Source organism: Streptomyces sp. NPDC048442 (genome assembly GCF_040651475.1).
Taxonomy (GTDB): domain Bacteria; phylum Actinomycetota; class Actinomycetes; order Streptomycetales; family Streptomycetaceae; genus Streptomyces.
The window spans coordinates 85,457-102,781 of the sequence record NZ_JBEZKB010000016.1 but is presented as its reverse complement, the minus strand read 5'-3'; the positions used below and the strand labels follow the sequence as shown (position 1 = coordinate 102,781).

Annotated in this window: 11 protein-coding genes; 6 read left to right on the top strand and 5 right to left on the bottom strand. The window is 72.2% G+C overall.

The genetic code is table 11. The features are described from left to right. Positions 1–234 precede the first annotated feature (234 nt). Both AB0D18_RS23645 and AB0D18_RS23640 read right to left on the bottom strand, forming a co-directional pair. Positions 235–1,767, bottom strand: a complete 1,533-nt coding sequence (locus AB0D18_RS23645; RefSeq protein ID WP_362421856.1) for a UDP-N-acetylmuramoyl-L-alanyl-D-glutamate--2,6-diaminopimelate ligase — start codon at positions 1,765–1,767, stop codon at positions 235–237. 396 nt (positions 1,768–2,163) lie between these two features. Continuing rightward, positions 2,164–3,183 carry a hypothetical protein gene (locus AB0D18_RS23640; protein ID WP_362421853.1) on the bottom strand — a complete coding sequence of 340 codons (1,020 nt, stop codon included), beginning with the start codon at positions 3,181–3,183 and terminating at the stop codon, positions 2,164–2,166. A gap of 282 nt (positions 3,184–3,465) precedes the next feature. Between AB0D18_RS23640 and AB0D18_RS23635 the strand changes: the two genes are divergently transcribed. Continuing rightward, positions 3,466–4,422, top strand: coding sequence for an SDR family oxidoreductase (locus AB0D18_RS23635; protein WP_362421850.1), 957 nt, complete (start codon positions 3,466–3,468; stop codon positions 4,420–4,422). Positions 4,423–4,442: 20 nt separating this feature from the next. Here the strand turns inward: AB0D18_RS23635 and AB0D18_RS23630 are convergent, their stop codons facing one another. After that, positions 4,443–5,279: an enoyl-CoA hydratase/isomerase family protein gene (locus tag AB0D18_RS23630; protein WP_362421847.1), complete on the bottom strand. Its 837-nt coding sequence runs from the start codon at positions 5,277–5,279 to the stop codon at positions 4,443–4,445. 355 nt (positions 5,280–5,634) lie between these two features. Here AB0D18_RS23630 and AB0D18_RS23625 point away from each other — a divergent pair, with 355 nt between their 5' ends. Further along, the gene (locus tag AB0D18_RS23625) at positions 5,635–6,993 is read left to right on the top strand and encodes a DUF4157 domain-containing protein (protein WP_362422042.1); all 1,359 of its coding nucleotides are present in this window, start codon (positions 5,635–5,637) and stop codon (positions 6,991–6,993) included. A gap of 28 nt (positions 6,994–7,021) precedes the next feature. Here the strand turns inward: AB0D18_RS23625 and AB0D18_RS23620 are convergent, their stop codons facing one another. Beyond that, positions 7,022–9,928 (bottom strand): AAA family ATPase, encoded by a 2,907-nt coding sequence (locus AB0D18_RS23620; protein WP_362421844.1) that lies wholly within the window; start codon positions 9,926–9,928, stop codon positions 7,022–7,024. A 365-nt stretch (positions 9,929–10,293) separates the two neighbouring features. Between AB0D18_RS23620 and AB0D18_RS23615 the strand changes: the two genes are divergently transcribed. The 3 genes from AB0D18_RS23615 (at position 10,294) to AB0D18_RS23605 (ending at position 13,861) form a co-directional block, all read left to right on the top strand. Continuing rightward, positions 10,294–10,911, top strand: coding sequence for a response regulator transcription factor (locus AB0D18_RS23615; RefSeq protein WP_362422040.1), 618 nt, complete (start codon positions 10,294–10,296; stop codon positions 10,909–10,911). A gap of 134 nt (positions 10,912–11,045) precedes the next feature. Then, positions 11,046–11,720: a DUF4255 domain-containing protein gene (locus AB0D18_RS23610; RefSeq protein ID WP_362421842.1), complete on the top strand. Its 675-nt coding sequence runs from the start codon at positions 11,046–11,048 to the stop codon at positions 11,718–11,720. Continuing rightward, positions 11,720–13,861 carry an ATP-binding protein gene (locus tag AB0D18_RS23605; protein ID WP_362421839.1) on the top strand — a complete coding sequence of 714 codons (2,142 nt, stop codon included), beginning with the start codon at positions 11,720–11,722 and terminating at the stop codon, positions 13,859–13,861. Before AB0D18_RS23610 ends, AB0D18_RS23605 begins: the two co-directional genes overlap by 1 nt. A gap of 73 nt (positions 13,862–13,934) precedes the next feature. Here the strand turns inward: AB0D18_RS23605 and AB0D18_RS23600 are convergent, their stop codons facing one another. Continuing rightward, entirely contained in the window at positions 13,935–15,338 is a 1,404-nt protein-coding gene (locus AB0D18_RS23600; protein WP_362421836.1) for a hydrolase, read from the bottom strand. Between the two features lie 346 nt (positions 15,339–15,684). Between AB0D18_RS23600 and AB0D18_RS23595 the strand changes: the two genes are divergently transcribed. Further along, positions 15,685–17,286, top strand: coding sequence for a phage tail sheath subtilisin-like domain-containing protein (locus AB0D18_RS23595; RefSeq protein WP_362421833.1), 1,602 nt, complete (start codon positions 15,685–15,687; stop codon positions 17,284–17,286). Positions 17,287–17,325 lie beyond the last annotated feature (39 nt).

The following is a 17,325-nucleotide window of genomic DNA, read 5'->3' as shown; positions in this document are numbered from 1 at the left end:
TTCCTTCGCTTCTGGTGCGCTGGCGGGCGGCCGGCAAGAACACCTGCGATCGTGACCTTTGCCCCCGCGCACCCGGAACGGCGCGCGCGCGAGGTCACTCGAACGGACCGTTCCGCCGGGAACCGGGCGTGGAATCGCCTCGAAGCGACCGAGGCGCCCAGGCGCCCTGCCTGCCTACGAGCCGACGTGCCTGCCTACGAGCCGACGTGCCTGCCTACGAGCCGACGTGCCTGTCTACGAACGGACGGCGGCGGAAGGCTGGACCGCCGGGAACCGGGCGGCCGTCTGGTGCACGGCGAGTTCGCGCACAGTGGCCATGTCGCTGAACGGAATCAGTTCCTCGCGGACGGTCTGGTGCGGTTCGCTGCCCTTGCCCGCGATGAGCACGGTGTCCTTGGGGCCCGCCGCCGACAGGGCGAAGGCGATCGCCTCGCGCCGGTCGGCCAGCCGCTCGAAGGGGGTGCCCGTCGCGGCGAGGCCCGGAATGATCTCGTCCAGGATGGCCTCCGGGTCCTCGTTGCGAGGGTTGTCGGAGGTCAGGACGCACAGGTCGGAGTGGGTACCGGCGATGCTCCCCATGTCCGCCCGCTTCGTGGTGTCCCGGTCGCCGCCGCAGCCGAAGACGGTGATCACCCGGCCGAGTGCGTAGCCGCGGATGGTGGTCAGGACCTTGTCCAGGGAGTCGGGGGAGTGGGCGTAGTCCACGATTACGGAGGTGCCGTCGGGCGTCTCGAAGCGTTCGAAGCGGCCGGGGATGGGCGGCATCTGGCCGAGTGCGGCGATGAGGGCGGTGAGATCGTGCCCCAGGGCGTGGCAGGAGGCCAGCGCGGCGAGAGCGTTGGCCACCGAGTACCGGCCCGGGAACGGAATCGACGCCGGGTACGCGCGCCCCTCGTGGTGGAGGGTGAACCGGGTGCCCGAGGCGCTCACCGAGAGGTCGGTCGCCCGGTAGTCCGCCGGTACGTCGAGGGCGTACGTGGTCACCGCACCCGGCATCATCGCCCCGATCCCGGCACCCACCGGGTCGTCGGCGTTGACCACCGCGTGCCGGCACAGGCCCTGGAAGAGCCGGAGCTTGGCGTCGCGGTAGTTGGCCATCGTGCCGTGGTCGTCCAGATGGTCCTGGGTCAGATTGGTGAACACCCCGACGTCGACGAACGTACGGTCCACCCGGTGCGTCAGCAGGGCCATCGAGGTGGCCTCCAGGACCACGCTGCCGGTCGCGCGGTCACGCATGTGCCCCAGCAGGTACTGCAGGTCGGGCGACTCCGGGGTGGTGAGCACCGAGGGCGGCATCGGGATCAGCTCGTCGCCGATCCGGCTGCCGGCCGTCCCGATGACTCCCACCTTCGCCGCCGCGGAGATCCGCAGGACGGATTCGACCATGTACGAGACCGAGGTCTTGCCGTTGGTGCCCGTGATCGCCACCATGTCCATCCCCCGCCCCGGTTCGCCGTAGTACCGGGAGGCCACCACCGCGGCCGCCCGCCGGGCGTCCGCCACCCGCACGGTGCACCTGCTCGCGGGCCACAGCGTTTCCGGAAGCGCCGGATCCGTCTCTTCGACGAAGACGGCGGCGGCCCCGCGGGCCAGTGCCGCGGCCACGGAAGCGGGCCCGCCCTCCCGGTGTCCTGGCACGGCGACGAAGAGCGAACCGGGCGTGACCCGGTCGACGTCGAAGGTGACGCCCGCGGTGATCAAAGTCGCGCTCGGGTCGCCCTGGAGTACGTGGTGTTCCTGTCCGGCCAGCAACTCGCTCAACTTCACAATGATCCCTTCGAAGCGGCGCGGCCCAGTCGTTGCGGTCGCAGCCGGGCGGCAGCGCCGGCGGAGGCCGGAATCTGCTGTGGTGACGTGGAGCAGGCACGGGCAATCGCCGGAACGCGGGAACGCCCTGCGGGGCCGGGCAAGGTGGCTCGCGACCCGGGCGGAGAGGCCCGGCGCACGGCATGGAGGCGCGGCAGGCCGGTGCGAGGAGAACCGGCCGTGACGCTGGTGGGCTGGCGAGCGGGTGTGCGGGTCGCTGCGTTGACAACCGCTGTTGCTGCCGCTGGCTGAGGAGCGGTCGAGAGGAGGCGTTCGAAACGGTTGGATCGTTCACGCCGCAACTTGAAGCTACAGCCAGATCGTTGCCGGGGCCAATCGCTTCTCGGGGTTGTCGGTTCAGCTCCGGTTGTGGCGGCGCCACAGAACCGAACCGCCGAGCAGTACGGCGACCGACAGGCCCGCTGCCCCCGCTATGAGGCCGGTGTGGGAGGAGGATGCGGCGGAGGCGGAGGTGGTGCCGGATGCGCCCGCCTCGACGGCGCCCTTCGGGATCTTGCGTGCGTCGGTGTTCACGGGGGCCACGTGGTGGTGGACATTGAGGTGGGGGTGCGGGTGCTGGCGCTTTTGCTGGTGGGAGGTGACGGTGTCGGCGACGCCGAACTTGGCGGAGTCGATCTTCTGGGTTCCGACGTAGCCGTCCACCCGGTAGTAGCCCGGCTTGGTGTTCGCCGAGATGGTGGCCGTGCCGTGCCAGCTCGAAGTTCCCGGCTCGGGGGTGAGGTTGACGCTGCCGCCGAACGCGCCGGACTCGATATGGGCGCTGCCCTTGAGGTCGCCCTTGTCGATGGTGACCTGAACCCGGTCCCCGGGCTTCCCGCCGTCCGTCGACAGGGTCATGGAGGCCTGCTGCGGGTCGGGCGTAGGGGTGGGCGTGGGGTCGGGGGTGGGAGCGGTGACCGTGTTGACCAGGATGCCGACGGTGGTCTGGGCGCCGGTGTCGCCGTAGTCCGCCACGATCTTCACCGGCAGGGTGCCGATTCCGGCGTTCTTGGAGATGGTCGCCGTGCCGGCCCAGGTGGTGCCGGAGCCGTCGGTCGCGGCGAGGTGGGTCGTGCCGAACGCGGAGGACGACACGGTGACTCCGCCGGTCGCCTTCCCCGAGGTCGTGGCCGTGATCGTCACGCTCTCCCCGGCCCGGAATCCGGCCGGGTCGCCCGACGACGACAGCTGGGCCGAGACCTGAGCCTTGTCGGTCTGCTGCTGGTTGTCGGTCTGCTGCCGGCCGTCGGCCTGCTGCGTCGACGAGGTGTCGGCCGGGGAAGGCGAGGGGGCATCGGCGAACGCGGTCGCGGGAACCGCGAGTACCGCAGCAGTGACAACGGTGACCGCCGAGGCGGTGAATGCCTTGCGCAACATGGAAGGACCTCCTTGCACGGCGAGGAACCAATTCCTCGCTCGGTGTTTCACAGGTCAATGCTGCATCGAATGGTGCATACCGATTTTTGCTCTAGAGCGAAGCGGGAGCCGAAGGTCCCAAGGGGTTTTCGTTGATATTGCTCGCCCCTTTGATGAATTCCGGACGGCTCGTTACTCGTCCTTTGCGTTGAATTCAGGAAGAAGGTCCTCCGAGGCCTCTCTGTCGTGCTTCGGCGTCTCCCGCCCCTTCCCTTCTTGCGCGCCATGGGCTCGGATGCCGCAATGACAGAAGCGACCGAGGCACCGGATCCCGGGTATGGCCCTCTGCAGGGGCTGCCCGCCCCTCCCTCGCCGGGTGCGAGCGCACTGCCCCCGGCGACGTACGCCGGCCGCACCGTACTCGTCACCGGCGGAGGTACGGGGCTCGGCAAGGCGATCGCGGCGGAATTCGCCCGGCTCGGCGCGGACCTGCTGCTGGTCAGCCGCGAGGAGGCACATCTCGTAGGCGCACAGGCGGAGTTGGTGCCGCTGGGCGGTGAGGTACGGACGGCGACGTGTGACATCCGGGACCCGGAGCGGATCGCCGAGGTCTTCGCGGAGCGCGGCACCCCGGACGTACTGGTGAACAACGCCGCGGCGAACTTCCCCGTACCGGCCGAGGACATGTCGCCGAACGCCTGGCGGGCGGTCGTCGACATCACCCTGACCGGGACGTGGTTCATGACCCGGGAGTTCGGGCGCCGGCACCTGGCGGCCGGTACGCCGGGGTCGATCGTCTGCGTCGGTGCGTCGTACGCGTGGACCGGCGGCCCGGGGTTCGCACACAGCTCGGCGGCCAAGGCGGGGGTGAAGAACCTGGTGGAGACGCTGGCCGTGGAGTGGGGGCCGTACGGGATCCAGATCAACGGGCTCGTGCCGGGTCTGATGCCTCACGAGGACATGACGGCGGACATTCGCGGGGGCCTGGGAGCCGCCGCTGCGCAGGTGGCGGCCGGCGGCTCGGACGCGCATCAGTACCCGGAGCCGGCTGCGCGGCAGCCCGCCCTGCGGGTGGGGCTGCCGCGTGAGCTGGGCTGGGCGGCGACCTTCCTCGCCTCCCCCTACGCCCGGTACATCACCGGGCACACCCTCGTCGTCGACGGGGCCAACTGGCAGCGGCGCGGGGTGGTGAGCCCGCCGGTGGTCGTGGTGCGCGAGCAACTGGGACGCGGCCCGTTCCGGCCCGACGGTCTCCCGTAAGGCATGCGGGGCGACCGGGGTCAGATTCCTTCGAATCGTGGGGTACGCCGGTAAGCCCCCGCCGCGTACCCCTCCTGCGCATCCTCGGAAGTGAGGGTGAGCGCCGCGGCGAGGGCGGTGCGGTCCAGTGCGGAGGCCATCGCCGCGTCCGCGTAGGCGTCGATGGAGCGTTTCACGGACTGCACCGCCAGAGGCGCGTTGGCCGCGATCTCGGCGGCGGTGGCGCGGGCCGCCTCCGCCAACTCGGCCGGGGCGACGACCTCTTGGAGGAGCCCCAGTCGCTCGGCGGTGGCCGCGTCGATGCGGCGGCCGGTCAGCGCGAGCAGTTTGGCCCAGCCGGCCCCCGCGTCGCGGGCGATGCGCAGGTCCCCGCCCGCGTCCACGGCGACGCCCAGCCGGGCCTCCGGCAGCGCGAGAACGGCGTCGTCCGCGGCGATCCGGATGTCGGCCATCAGCGCCAGCTCGAAGCCGAAGCCCAGGCAGTAGCCCTGTACGGCGGCGACCACGGGCTGCGGGAGGCGTGCGAAGGCGGCGAACCGCTCGTGCGCCCACCGGATGCCTTCGTGGTAGTTGCGGGTGCGTTGCGCCGCCGAGCGGCCGGTGATCGCACCGCCCGGTGCGGTGACGTCGATTCCCGCGCAGAAGGCCCGCCCCTCGGCCCGGAGCAGAACCGCCCGGATGCGGTCGTCGAATCTGATCCGGTCGGCCAGCAGGCCCAGTTGGCGGGTGGACTCCCAGCTCCAGGCGTTGAGCTTGTCGGGCCTGCAGAGGGTGAGGATGCCGAGACCGTCCTCCCCGACCTCCAGGCGCAGCCGCTCCTGGCCCTCGGGGATCTCCGTAGCGATGGTGTCGATCATCCGTCACCCCTCCCGCATTGCTGATGGGCCGTCAGATTACCGGGGATCCGGGGTGGTGCGCCGATTCCTGTCCGCTCGGCCGGATTCGGGGTGGTGCGCCGATTCCTGCCCGCTCGGCCGGCGGGTGCTGCCCGTTCGTACCTGGCACCCGTGGGTCCCACCGGGTAGGAAGTGAAAACGTTGACGATCTCGCGCCGGGAGAGGCACCTTGCACGCTCATGAGAAGGCCGAGAAGGCCGGCGACACCGGACCCGGTGACCGTACCGCCGTACGCAGGTCGGCGACCGCCGCACCCGGACACCCGGGTGGGCTGCGAGCCCTGCAGGTCGGAGCGGGCAACGCCGCCGTCGTACAGATGCTCCGTCAGGCCGGTCATTCCTGGGCCCAGGAGGAGCACCAACACGGCGCAGGATGTGGCCACTTGGAGAACGATCAGCCGCCGCGGCCCGCTGTGCAGCGGTCCGCCGTTCATGAGGTGCTGGGCACGACGGGACGACCCCTGGACGAGGCCCTCCGCAGCGACATGGAAGCGCGCCTGGGCGCCGACTTCTCCGACGTCCGCATCCACAACGACGCGGCGGCCAAGGCGTCCGCCGCCGAGGTCGGCGCCCGCGCGTACACCAGTGGCAGCCACGTCGTCATCGGGGACGGCGGCGCGGACCGGCACACCCTTGCCCACGAGCTCACCCATGTCATCCAGCAGCGCACAGGACCTGTTGCCGGCACCGACAACGGCGACGGGCTGAAGGTCTCCGACCCGTCCGACCGCTTCGAGCGCGAGGCCGAGGCGAACGCGACCCGGGCCCTGGCCTCCGGCCCCCGGTCGGTGCAGCCCTTCGCGCAGCCCACGGTTATCTCCGCGGAGCCCTCCGTTTCCTCCGCGGAGCCCTCCGTACAGCGTGCCTACGACCGGGCCAACCCGCAGAATCCGCAGAACCTGCTGTCCGTCGAGCACTGGGAACGCAAGGCGGGGCTGCGGAATCCCGACGGCAGCTCCACCCGGGAGCAGGCCCAGGAGACGGCCGACCTCCTCACGGGCAAGGACCGGCAGGCCAAGCCCAAGGGGGCGAAGGGCGGCAAGGGAGCCAAGGCCAGGCCCAAGGGCAAGAAGCGTTCGATGGACGAAATCATCAAGGCCGTCGGTCCGGCACTTCTGGAGCAGCTGGCCCAGGAGGGGGCGAAGGCGTCCGGCCGGCTGGAGCTGTACAGGGCCATGCAGGAGGAAGAGGCGGACACCATCCTGGAGTACTGGGGCACGGAGACGAAGCGTGCCGCCGTCGAGGACTACGTGAGCGCCGGGGGCGGGTCGTCCGAGGATTTCAAGAACACCCAAGAGGTGATGAACATCGGCTCGCACCTGGGCGACCGCGAGCAGGCCGAGTCGTACCACAGCCAGCAAGGCCCGGCGTACAGCGTCATGTTGAAGTTCACGCTGAAGCCCGGCGCCCACGAGCTCCTGTTCCATCCGGACCACATGGCTCTGGGGACGAGCTACGCGGGCAAGGTGATCGACAAGGCGACCGACGAGGACTACGAGCAGGCGGCAGGCGGCGAAGGAATGCTGCCCGGCTACATCGGAGTGAAGTCGGAGAAGCGGGGCCCGTTCAGCCTGTCGATCGCGCAGGACCCGAAGGTGAAGGACGCCGGCCCGAGCCAGCTGCTGTTCCAGCTGTTCGTCGAGAACGTCAGCGAGGTCAGCAGGAAGCCTGTGTAGCCGCGGTCGGCCGGGTCTTCGTCCGCCCTCACTCCCGCGTCGGTGCGTCCACCGCGTCCAGCGCCTTTGCCAGCTCCGTCCTGCGTCGTATCCCCAACTTGCGGTACGTGTGCGTCAGATGGGTCTCGACGGTGCGCAGTGCCACCTGGACCCGCTCGGCTATCTCCCTGTTCGTGCGGCCGTCGGCGGCCAGCCGGGCGACTCGGGCCTCGCCGGCGGTGAGGGCGCCGGAGCGTGTGGCGGGGTGGAATCCCGTGGAAGCGAGGGCCTGTTCCGCGCTGTGCCGCAGGCGTACGGCACCCAGCCGGCCGGCCCGCGCGGCGGCCTCCCGCAGGAGTTCACGGCCCTGTGTGGGCTCGCCGTCGGCGAGCAGTGCGCGTCCCCTTGCGAGCAGTGCCTCCACCAGTTCTGCTGCGGCAGGGGAGCCGCGCAGTACGTCCACCGCCTCGCCGAGCAGCTCCCGTCCCCGCACCCCGCCGACCGCCAGGCCCAGGACCCGCAGCGCCCGCCCCATCGTGCGCGGGGTGCGCCACACACCGGCCAGCCGCAGCTCCTCCTCGGCCAGGGCGACGGCGTGCCGGCGCTCCCCCAGGCGGAGCCGGCACTCCGCCGCCGCCGTCCGCCACGGAGTGACCACGGGACTGATCACTGCGCGCGTCGCCTGCCGCCGCCCGCACTCCAGGAAGTCGTGCAGCGCACCGGCGGGGTCGCCCCGCGAGGCCCGGAACAGCCCGCGCGCGTACAGGAATCGGTTCAGCTCCCAGGAGTCGGCGGCCCCGCGCAGGTCGAAGCTTTCGGCGAAGCGCTCCGCCTCCTGTGCCCGGCCGGTCTCGACGAGGGCGACGAGGGCGTGGGCGTCGATGTTGGCGGGTCCCCGCCGGCGCAGCGCGGCCGGACGTGTCCGGGAGACGGCGAGCACCCGGGCGTACGAGCCGCGGGCTGCCACGATGTCGATGCGGGTGTTGTGTAGCGCGTGATGCGTCGGGTGCAGCAGTGCGGGACCCTGTCCCACCAGGCCGCGGTCCACGAGGCGGTCCGCCTCGTCCAGTTCGTCCGCCCACTGGGCGACCGCCGCGACCGTACCGAGCAGAACCGGTTCGGACAGCGGATCGGCAGGTTCGGCGAGCAGCGCCCGGATCCGGCCGGTGGCCTGGAGCGCCGAACAGGCGCCCGCCGTGACCGCGTGGCGCAGCAGCAGCGCGCGACCGGCGGGGCCCACCGATTCCGGGCTGTGCTCCGCCGCGTCGGCCAGCCACTCGTATGCCTCCCGGCGCATCGCCAGGTTCTGGTCGGAGAGGAGGATGTACGCCGCGCGGGCCGCACGGGCCGGTTCCGGATGGCCGGCCAACTGTCCCGTGACGCTGTGCAGCACCTCCGCCCCCGCCCCGCTCTCCCCGCGTCCGAAGAGAGCGGTGCCGAGCGCGATGGCCGTGTGTGCGCGTTCGTGCGGGGTGAGCGGCAGGTCGAGCGCCTCCGCGAGGTGCGGTACGCCGTCGGCCGCGACGGCGGAGGCGTACTCGAGGGAGCCCAGTTCGGTCAGCACGCGCCGCCTGCTCCCGTCGGGGAGCGGCTCCCGCAGGGCCCGGCGGAGGAAGCCGACAGCGTCGTCCACCCTGCACTCGCCCAGGGCCGCCGTCGCGGCGTCGCCGAGAACCGTGGGCACCCACGGGGCTCCGACGGCGTCCGCGTGCAGCAACTGCCGGGCCACCGGCTCGGCGCGCTCGCCCCGGTGCAGCATCGTCTCCGCCGCGGCCTGGTGTGCTTCCTGCCGCCGGGCCACGGGCCAGTCGGCGAGGACGGCGTCCCGCAGCAGGGGGTGGGGGTAACGGGCCGTGTTTCCGGGGCCGTTCACCAGCAGGCCGAGACCGGTCATCGCGGCGAGCCAGCCGGTCGCCCGGGGCGTCCCGGTCCTGGCGGCTCCGGCCAGCACGTCGGGACTCACGTCGGGGCCCGGGGCGGGACTCGTGCCGGGACTCACGTCGGGCCCCGGGGCGGGACTCGTGCCGGGACTCACGTCGGGCCCCGGGGCGGGACTCGTGCCGGGAATCACGCCCCGGCCCGGGGTGTCGCCCTCCCGGGCCGGGGCCTGCTCCTCCAGCGCGGCGAGCGTCCTGGCCAGGCGGGTGGTGTCGGGCCCTGCGCTCTCCAGCCACCAGGCGACGGCTGCCGGGTAGGTGCCCGGGTAGAGCGCGGCGCACGACTCGGGCACGGCGTACGGGGGCGCGCCCGCCAGGTCCTCCAGCAGGGCCCGCAGCAGCAGCGGGTTGCGCGCGCCCGCCCGTACGACGGAATCGATCCACTCCCCGGTGGCGTCCGGCCGGGCGTCGCGCACCAGGTCGGCGGCCGCGTCCGGGCCGAGCGGGGCGAGGGTGTGGGCGCGCACCAGGTCCGGCGGCAGGGCGTGGGCGAGCCCGGCCGGCCGCTGCTCGACGTCGTACTGGCTGCGCTCGGTGGCCACGAGGAGGACCGCCAAGTCGTCGATACGGCGGGCCGCTTCGGCGAACCAGAGGCGCGAGGCGTCGTCGGCGAAGTGCACGTCGTCCACGGCCAGCAGCACCGGACCGGCCGCCGCGTACTCGCACAGCTCCGCCCAGAGCAGCTCGGCTTCGGCGAGTACGGGTGTGGGCGCGCCAGGGACCGGGTGTCCGGGGCCTGTGGGCATGCCCGGGACCGTACGGGCGCGTCCAGGGGCGCCCGCCAGCAGCTGCCGGACCGTCGAGAGCTGCCCGCGGGGCACGCCCGGGGAGCAGCGGGCCCGCAGCACCCGCATGCCGTCGTCGGCCGCGAGGTGCGTCGCCGCCTCCAGCAGGGCCGTCCGTCCGGTGCCGGTGGCCCCGCGCAGCAGGACGAGCCGGCCGCGGCCGGTCCTGGCCCGCCCGGTCTCGGCGGCGATCATCGCCAACGCGTCGTCGCGCTCTCGCAGCGGTCCGGTCATGGCGTTCTCCTGTATTCGGGTGCGACGACCACGACCACAACCAAGATCACGACCACGACCACGACCACGACCTCGATTACGCCTACGGCCGGTGCCGCCGGGCAGCGTCCCGGGTCCGTCGGGGCAGCCAAGTCGGCCCGTCGGGACGCTGGTTGCCGCGGCCGCTCCGTGGTGAAGTGCGTGAGGGGATGGCCACCGGTCTCATTCGTTCTCGTGGTGCGCCTCGTGGTTCTCCACAATTGCGCCCGCCCCACCCGCCTCATGAGGATGGAGCCGACCGACACGCTCACCGGCCCGCGCCGGAGAGTGAACTGCTGACCTGGGGAAACCGGTTGATTGAGACGTCCGGGACGCCCGCACTCGATATGCGGGAGCGGATATCCGTAACGGTGACGGCACCCGACCCCCTCACCCGTGAGGGCGCCGTGAGCCAGCTGCGCCGACAGCCGGGGATCGAACTGCGGGAGGAGCCGGGACCCGGCACGGTGGCACTGCTGATCGAAGACGGCCTCGACGACGATGCCTTCGCGCGGCTGCGCCGGGTGGTACGGAGCGAGGGTGCGCGCGCCGTCCTCGTGGTGGGGACGATCCGCGAGAGCGACCTGCTGGACGTCATCGAGGGCGGTGTCAGCGCCGTCGTCTGGCGCCGCGAGGCCACCGGTCACCGGCTCGTCCAGGCGCTGCGCGTCGCCGCGCGGGGCGACGGCGACCTGCCCGCCGACCTGCTCGGCCGGCTTATCAGCCAGGTGGGCACACTGCACCGGGGGACCACCGGCACGACAGGCCCGGTGCTGGGACTCGCACCCCGCGAGGCCGATGTCCTGCGCCTGGTCGCCGACGGGTTCGACACAGGGGAAATAGCCGGCAAGTTGTCCTACTCCGAGCGCACCGTCAAGAACGTCATGCACGGGCTCACTACTCGGCTGCACCTGCGCAACCGTGCGCACGCGGTGGCGTACGCCTTGCGACAGGGCTACATCTGACCGAAAAGACGGCAATGTCCTTTCGTGAGAGCCAATGTCTGACTGATCGTTAACTTATCAGGCCCCGGTGGCGACTTGAGCGGCCCCGGTGGGGCCCATCGACGTCCCGGCAGTGGAGAGAAGAGAGCACGACGGTGATCCACGAAGTGGACGAGGTCCTCAAGAGGCTCCTCGGTGGCGGAGCGCTGACCGGATCGGGGATCGACGTCTCCTTCGAGGCCCCCAGCCGGGACTGGGCGGCACGCCGGACCGGCCCGGCGATCAACGTCTACCTGTACGACATCCGGGAGGAACTGAGCCGCCGTCAGCGCGGCCAGGTGCCCGTGCGCGACACCCGCGACGTGGTCGTGCGCCGGCGGCAGCCGCCGCGCTGGTTCCGGATGTCGTACCTGGTGAGCGCCTGGACGAAGGCGCCGCAGGACGAACACCGGCTGTTGGCCGCCGTGTTGGCGACACTGCTGCCGTACGAACTGTTGCCCGCCAAGGAACTGCCACCGTCGCTACGGGAGTTGGGGCTCGCGGTGCCGCTCACCGTGGCGAGCGCCCAGACCGAGGCCAGGTCCTTCGCCGAGATCTGGTCGGCCCTCGGCGGCGAGCTCAAACCCTCCCTCGACCTGGTGGCCACCGTGCCGTTCCCGGCGTTCCCGGAGTACGACGCGGGTCCTCCGGTCACGGAGGGAGCGGTGGTGCGGCTCAGCGGCATGAACGGCGATCCGCCGCCGTCCGGCGAGCGCGCCCACCGGCCGCACCAGCTCGCGGCGGCCCACGAGGCCCACCGGGCCGCCAACGGCCCGCACCCGGAGAAGTGATGACCCCGCCGCCTGCCGTGGCACCCACCCACCGCGCCGCCCCGTCGCCGCTGCTCACCCGCCTCGCCGGCCTCCGCGAACGTATCGCCGCCCTGGTCGAGGACCGCTCCGCCGGGGACCCCACGGCAGACGACCCGCTGCGCGGTCTGTACGTGTCCGAGGAGACGGTACGACGCCTCCTGCGGGCGGAGCACGGAGACCACGACGTCCGCGCGGACTGCGCAGGGCATGACGAGCGTGCCGGGCACGACGTCCGCGCGGACCACGTCCGCCCCCCTGCCCCCGTCGCCCTCGGCGGTGCCCTCAAGGGCATGGGGGCGACAGGGGCCGGCGACCGGCTCGGCGGCCTGGTGGACCGTACCGGTCTGACCGAAGTGGATACCGCGATCCTGCTCGTCACGCTTGCGCCCGACCTCGACCGCGGTTTCGAGACGCTCTACGGCTACCTCAACGACGACGTCGGCCGGCGGCGCGCGACCGTCGGTCTGGCGCTCGACCTGTGCGGTCTGTCCGCCGGTGATGCCGCGGCCCGGGACCGCTTCCACCCGGCCGCGCCGCTCTCCCGGCTGGGCCTGCTGCATGTCGAGGACCAGGAGGCGCCGTTCCTCGGCCGCGTACTGCGCGTCCCCGACCGGCTGATCGCCCACCTGCTGGGGAGCGACACCCCGGACCCCGCGCTGAACGAGCACCTCCAACCCCTGCCCCCGCCGCCCGCCGCGTACGCGACGGACGGCGACCCCCTGACGTCCGGGCTCGCCGTGCTCCTGGCCAGGGCCCGGCCGCCCATGGTCTATCTGCGGGAGAGCCGCGAAGGCGACTCCCTGGCCTGTGCGGGCGCCGCACTGGCCGCGGCCGGCCGGCCCGCACTGCACTTCGGCACCGGCGCGGCCGCGCACCGCCCGCCGGTGCGGGAGCTGTTGCTGGAGGCCCGGCTGCGCGGCTGCGCGATCGTGGTGTCCCCGCTGCCCGACGACCCCGCCGGGCTCGTCCGGGAACTGGCGGCCGCCGACGTGCCGGTCGTCCTTGCCGGGGCCGGGGCGTACGACCCGAGGTGGTGCGGCGACGCCGACCCGGTGATCCTGGACGCGCCGAGCCCGCGCGGCGACGTCGTGGACCAGTGGGCGGGTGCGCTCGGACTCGCCCCGGGCGCCGGGCGGGATCCCGGCCCGGACGCCGGCCCCGGTTTCGACCTGGCCGCGACCGTCGTCCCGTACCGCATGCGCGGCGACCGGGTCCGCAGGGCCGCCCGTTCCGCCCTGGAACTGGCCGCCTTCGACGGGACCGACCTCACCGCCGCCCACGTACGGCAGGCCGCCCGGCACCACTCCGCTTCAGGCCTGGAGCAGCACGCCCGGCGGATCGTGCCGGACGTCGGCTGGAACGACCTGGTGCTGCCCGCCGCCTCGCTGGAGCACCTGCGCGAACTGGCCGTCAGGGCCCGGCACCGCGAGCGGGTGCTCGGCGACTGGCGGCTCAGCGCCGGAGGCGGGCGCGGGCGCGGCGTACTCGCCCTCTTCGCCGGGGAGTCGGGCACCGGCAAGACCCTCGCCGCCGAGGTGCTCGCCGCGGACCTGGGCCTCGATCTGTACGTCATACAGCTCTCCTCGGTGGTCGACAAGTACGTCGGGGAGACGGAGAAGAACCTGGAGCGGATCTTCTCGGAGGCCGACCGCACCGACGCCGTGCTGCTCTTCGACGAGGCCGACGCCGTGTTCGGGAAGCGCTCGGAGGTCAAGAGCTCCCACGACAAGCACGCCAACATGGAGAGCGCCTACCTGTTGCAGCGCCTGGAGGCCTTCAACGGCATCGCGGTGCTCACCACCAACCTGCGGGCCAACATCGACGACGCGTTCACCCGCCGCCTGGACCTGGTGGTCGACTTCCCCTTCCCCGAGGCGGACCAGCGGCTCGCGCTGTGGCGGCACAGCCTGACGCACGTACCGTGCGCGGACGACCTCGACCCGGCCGGCTGCGCCCGCGACTACGAACTGGCAGGCGGCTCCATCCGCAGCGCGGTGGTCACCGCCGCCTACGCGGCCGCTGCGCGCGGCGGCCCGGTCACCACGCCCGACCTGCTGAACGGCGCCCGGCGGGAGTACCGCAAGGCGGGCCGGATCGTCATGGAGGACGTCGGCTGGTGAGAGCCAGCAGGTGACACACGACGGTGGGGCCGGAGAGAAGGAATCTCTCCGGCCCCACCGCTGTACGGATCCGTCAGACGGTCAGCTTGATGGCGTCGATCCAGGCCCCGTTGTCGAGGGTGCCGATGAAGAGGTAGTTCGGGCGCTGCTCGGAGCAGATGTGATCGCCCCACTTGTTGTTGCGGAAGTGCACCTCGTGGCACACCTTCCCCTTGCCCACGTTGATGCCGAGCCCGACGAGGAACGGGGAGTCCGGCTTCTTGCCGCCGATGTAGATGTCCTTCGACTCCAGGAGGGGCGTCCAGTCGGGGGCCCACTTGGGCTTGCCGTCGTTGGACTCGGGGTCGTGGAGGAGCCCGTTGGCCGAAGCGGCCTCCACCCCGCTCACCGCGATGTTCATCTCGATGATCTTCTTGCCCTGGCCTGTGGTGCCCGCCAGCGTTCCGTCGCACACCGGCTTCTGCCAGCCGCCGTCGGTGATGCGCACGCGGTAGCAGATGTGCCGACCGCCGGGGTCGTCCGATGCGATCCGGCGCACGGCGGTCTGCGCGGTTTCCTTGGGCGGCGGCTTGGGAGCGTCCGGCTTCTCCTTCTCCGGCTTCCCTCCGTCGCCCCCGGGCTTCGGATCCTGGGCGGGCGGGGGAGGATCGGCCGGTACGGACGGCTTCGGGAGCGGAGGAGCCGAGGGGCTGGGCGCGATGGCTCCGGCCGGTACCGGCTTCTCCGCCGCGGCGGACACGAGGGACGGCTTGTAGGCGATCCACAGCATCACGAAGGTGATCGCGAGGGCCACGGCGACCCCGAGGAAGGTGGCGAGCCAGCGCGGCAGGAAACCGCGCTGCACGTACGTACCCTCCACGGACTCCGGCGAGACACCGGAGCGCTGCACCGAGAGCGTGTACGGCCGCTGCTCCTTCGAGCCGAACCAGATGATCTGCTTCGGCCGCAGCGTCATGTCGACGAACTGCGCGCGTCCGGGCTCGATCTGCGCGCTGCCCGGCCGGATTTCGTACGAGAGGTGGTCGCCGTTGTCGCTGCCGCTGATGGAAGCGGTGAGCTTGGTGTTGCCGAGGTTGTCCACCGCCAGGCGGGGGCGCCCGCGCAGACGCCCCCGGACGGTGGGCGGCACCAGCTCGGTCCGCATCTCGCTGAACGGCAGGATCGTCAGGTTGCCCTCGGGGACCGTCACCGCGTCCGGATGCTCGGTCGGGATGATCCGTACCGCGTACGGATTCGGGCCGGCCGTCGCGTCAGGGGTGCGCGGTGGGGAGAACGTCAGCTCGACGGTTCCCGTCGTGCCCGGATAGAGCCGCAGCGAGGGCGGCTCCACGAGGGTCCAGGGCGCGAGGGCCCCGACAGGTTCGAAGCGGTACTCGTCGACGACGTCGCCCGTGTTGCGCACCCGCAGGCGCACACGGGTGCTGCTGCCGGGGTCGACGGTCGCGGATGTGGGTTCGAGGGAGGTCCAGAGGCTCACCCGGGAAGGCTAGGAGGCGGCCGAGCGGGCGTCAGGAGGCTGCGGGGCAGACTCGATTGCACGAACGGGCGTCTGTACGGGACTGACGCCCGCGCCTTCCGGGACCGACGTCCGCGCCTTCCGGGACCGAGGCCCATGCCTTCCGGGACCGACGCCCGCGCCCTCCGGCGGTGCGTCCGTGTCGCCGCGGTGGGGGAGGGGCGCCCGGTCCGGGGCGGGCGGGCCCGTACCCGCCCTTCGGGGCAACGTCGATGCCCCTGGCCAGGCACTTGCGGACGTTTCGGCCGGTGTGCCGCGCGCGTGAAGATCACAGACGAGCCATTGGTTACCCCGAGGAGAGCAGAGCATGCCGTCGTACCTGTCGCCCGGTGTATACGTCGAGGAGGTGGCCAGCGGATCCCGCCCGATCGAGGGCGTCGGCACCTCGGTGGCGGCCTTCGTCGGCCTCGCACCGACCGGACCGCTGAACGAGCCGACCCTGGTCACGAACTGGACGCAGTACACAGCGGCCTTCGGAGAGTTCACCGACGGGTACTACCTGGCGCACTCCGTCTACGGCTTCTTCAACAACGGCGGTTCGGCCGCCTACGTCGTGCGCGTCGGCGGATCCCCCGAGGGCATCGCCGGCGAGACCGCGGCCCCGGCCGAGGTGGCCGCACCGGCGGCCCCCGCGGCGCTGCCCGCCGCCGAACCCCGGCAGCTGGGCACCTTCGCGGTCGCGGCGACCGGCACCGGGCAGAACGGCAACCTGAGCGTCGAGGTCTCCGATCCCGAGGGCGAGGGACCGGCCGAGCGCTTCAAGCTGACCGTCAAGGACGGCGACAAGCCGGTCGAGTCCTTCGACGTGAGCGCGAAGAAGGGCAACCGCTCCTACGTCGTCACGCAGGTCAAGGAGCAGTCCAGGCTGATCACCGTGACCGAGGCCGCACCGGCCGGTCAACTGGCCCGCCCCGAGAACCAGTCGGTGGCACTGCCCGCACCTCCGCCCGCGCCCGCCGCCGCTCCCGCCCCCGCGCGGAAGGCCCCCGGTACACCGGCGGCCGGTCCCGCGCAGTACCTCGGCGACAGCGCCGACCGCACCGGGTTCGGCGGCCTGGAGGCCGTCGACGAGGTGTCCATGGTCGCGGTCCCCGACCTCATGGCCGCCTACCAGCGGGGCACGATCGACCTGGAGTCCGTCAAGGCGGTGCAGCTGGGCCTCATCGCGCACTGCGAGCTGATGGGCGACCGCGTCGCGATCATCGACCCGCCGCCCTCGCTGAATGCCCGTCAGATCCGCGTGTGGCGGCAGGAGACGGCCGGCTACGACTCCAAGTACGCCGCGCTGTACTACCCGTGGATCAAGTCTTTCGACCCCGCCACCGGCCAGGCGCGGCTCGTCCCGCCGAGCGGCCACGTCGCCGGCGTCTGGGCCCGCAACGACTCCGAGCGCGGGGTGCACAAGGCGCCCGCCAACGAGGTCGTACGGGGCGCCGTCGACCTCGAACTCCAGATCACCCGGGGCGAGCAGGACCTGCTCAACCCGGTCGGGATCAACTGCATCCGCGCCTTCCCCGGCCGCGGCATCCGCATCTGGGGCGCGCGCACCCTCTCCTCCGACCCGGCGTGGCGCTACCTCAACGTCCGCAGGTACTTCAACTACCTGGAGGAGTCGATCCTGATCGGCACCCAATGGGTGGTGTTCGAGCCGAACGACCACCAGCTGTGGGCCCGGATCCGGCGCAATATCTCCGCCTTCCTCGTCAACGAGTGGCGCGGCGGGGCCCTGTTCGGCGCCAAGCCGGAGGACGCGTACTACGTCAAGTGCGACGAGGAGACCAACCCGCCGGAGTCGGTCGACGTGGGCCGGGTCGTGTGCGAGATCGGCATCGCGCCGGTGAAGCCGGCCGAGTTCGTCGTCTTCCGGCTGGCGCAGTTCTCCAGCGGCAACGGGGACCTGGAGGAGTAGCCCCCGGACCGCTCACGCCGCCACAACCCTCCCCCTCCC

What these genes read in the sequence shown, in the direction of transcription:
- AB0D18_RS23620 (WP_362421844.1), bottom strand. Translation starts at nt 9,928, where the DNA reads ATGACCGGACCGCTGCGAGAGCGCGACGACGCGTTGGCGATGATCGCC.
- AB0D18_RS23625 (WP_362422042.1), top strand. Translation starts at nt 5,635, where the DNA reads ATGCTCCGTCAGGCCGGTCATTCCTGGGCCCAGGAGGAGCACCAACAC.
- AB0D18_RS23605 (WP_362421839.1), top strand. Translation starts at nt 11,720, where the DNA reads ATGACCCCGCCGCCTGCCGTGGCACCCACCCACCGCGCCGCCCCGTCG.
- AB0D18_RS23615 (WP_362422040.1), top strand. Translation starts at nt 10,294, where the DNA reads ATGCGGGAGCGGATATCCGTAACGGTGACGGCACCCGACCCCCTCACC.
- AB0D18_RS23640 (WP_362421853.1), bottom strand. Translation starts at nt 3,183, where the DNA reads ATGTTGCGCAAGGCATTCACCGCCTCGGCGGTCACCGTTGTCACTGCT.
- AB0D18_RS23630 (WP_362421847.1), bottom strand. Translation starts at nt 5,279, where the DNA reads ATGATCGACACCATCGCTACGGAGATCCCCGAGGGCCAGGAGCGGCTG.
- AB0D18_RS23595 (WP_362421833.1), top strand. Translation starts at nt 15,685, where the DNA reads ATGCCGTCGTACCTGTCGCCCGGTGTATACGTCGAGGAGGTGGCCAGC.
- AB0D18_RS23635 (WP_362421850.1), top strand. Translation starts at nt 3,466, where the DNA reads ATGACAGAAGCGACCGAGGCACCGGATCCCGGGTATGGCCCTCTGCAG.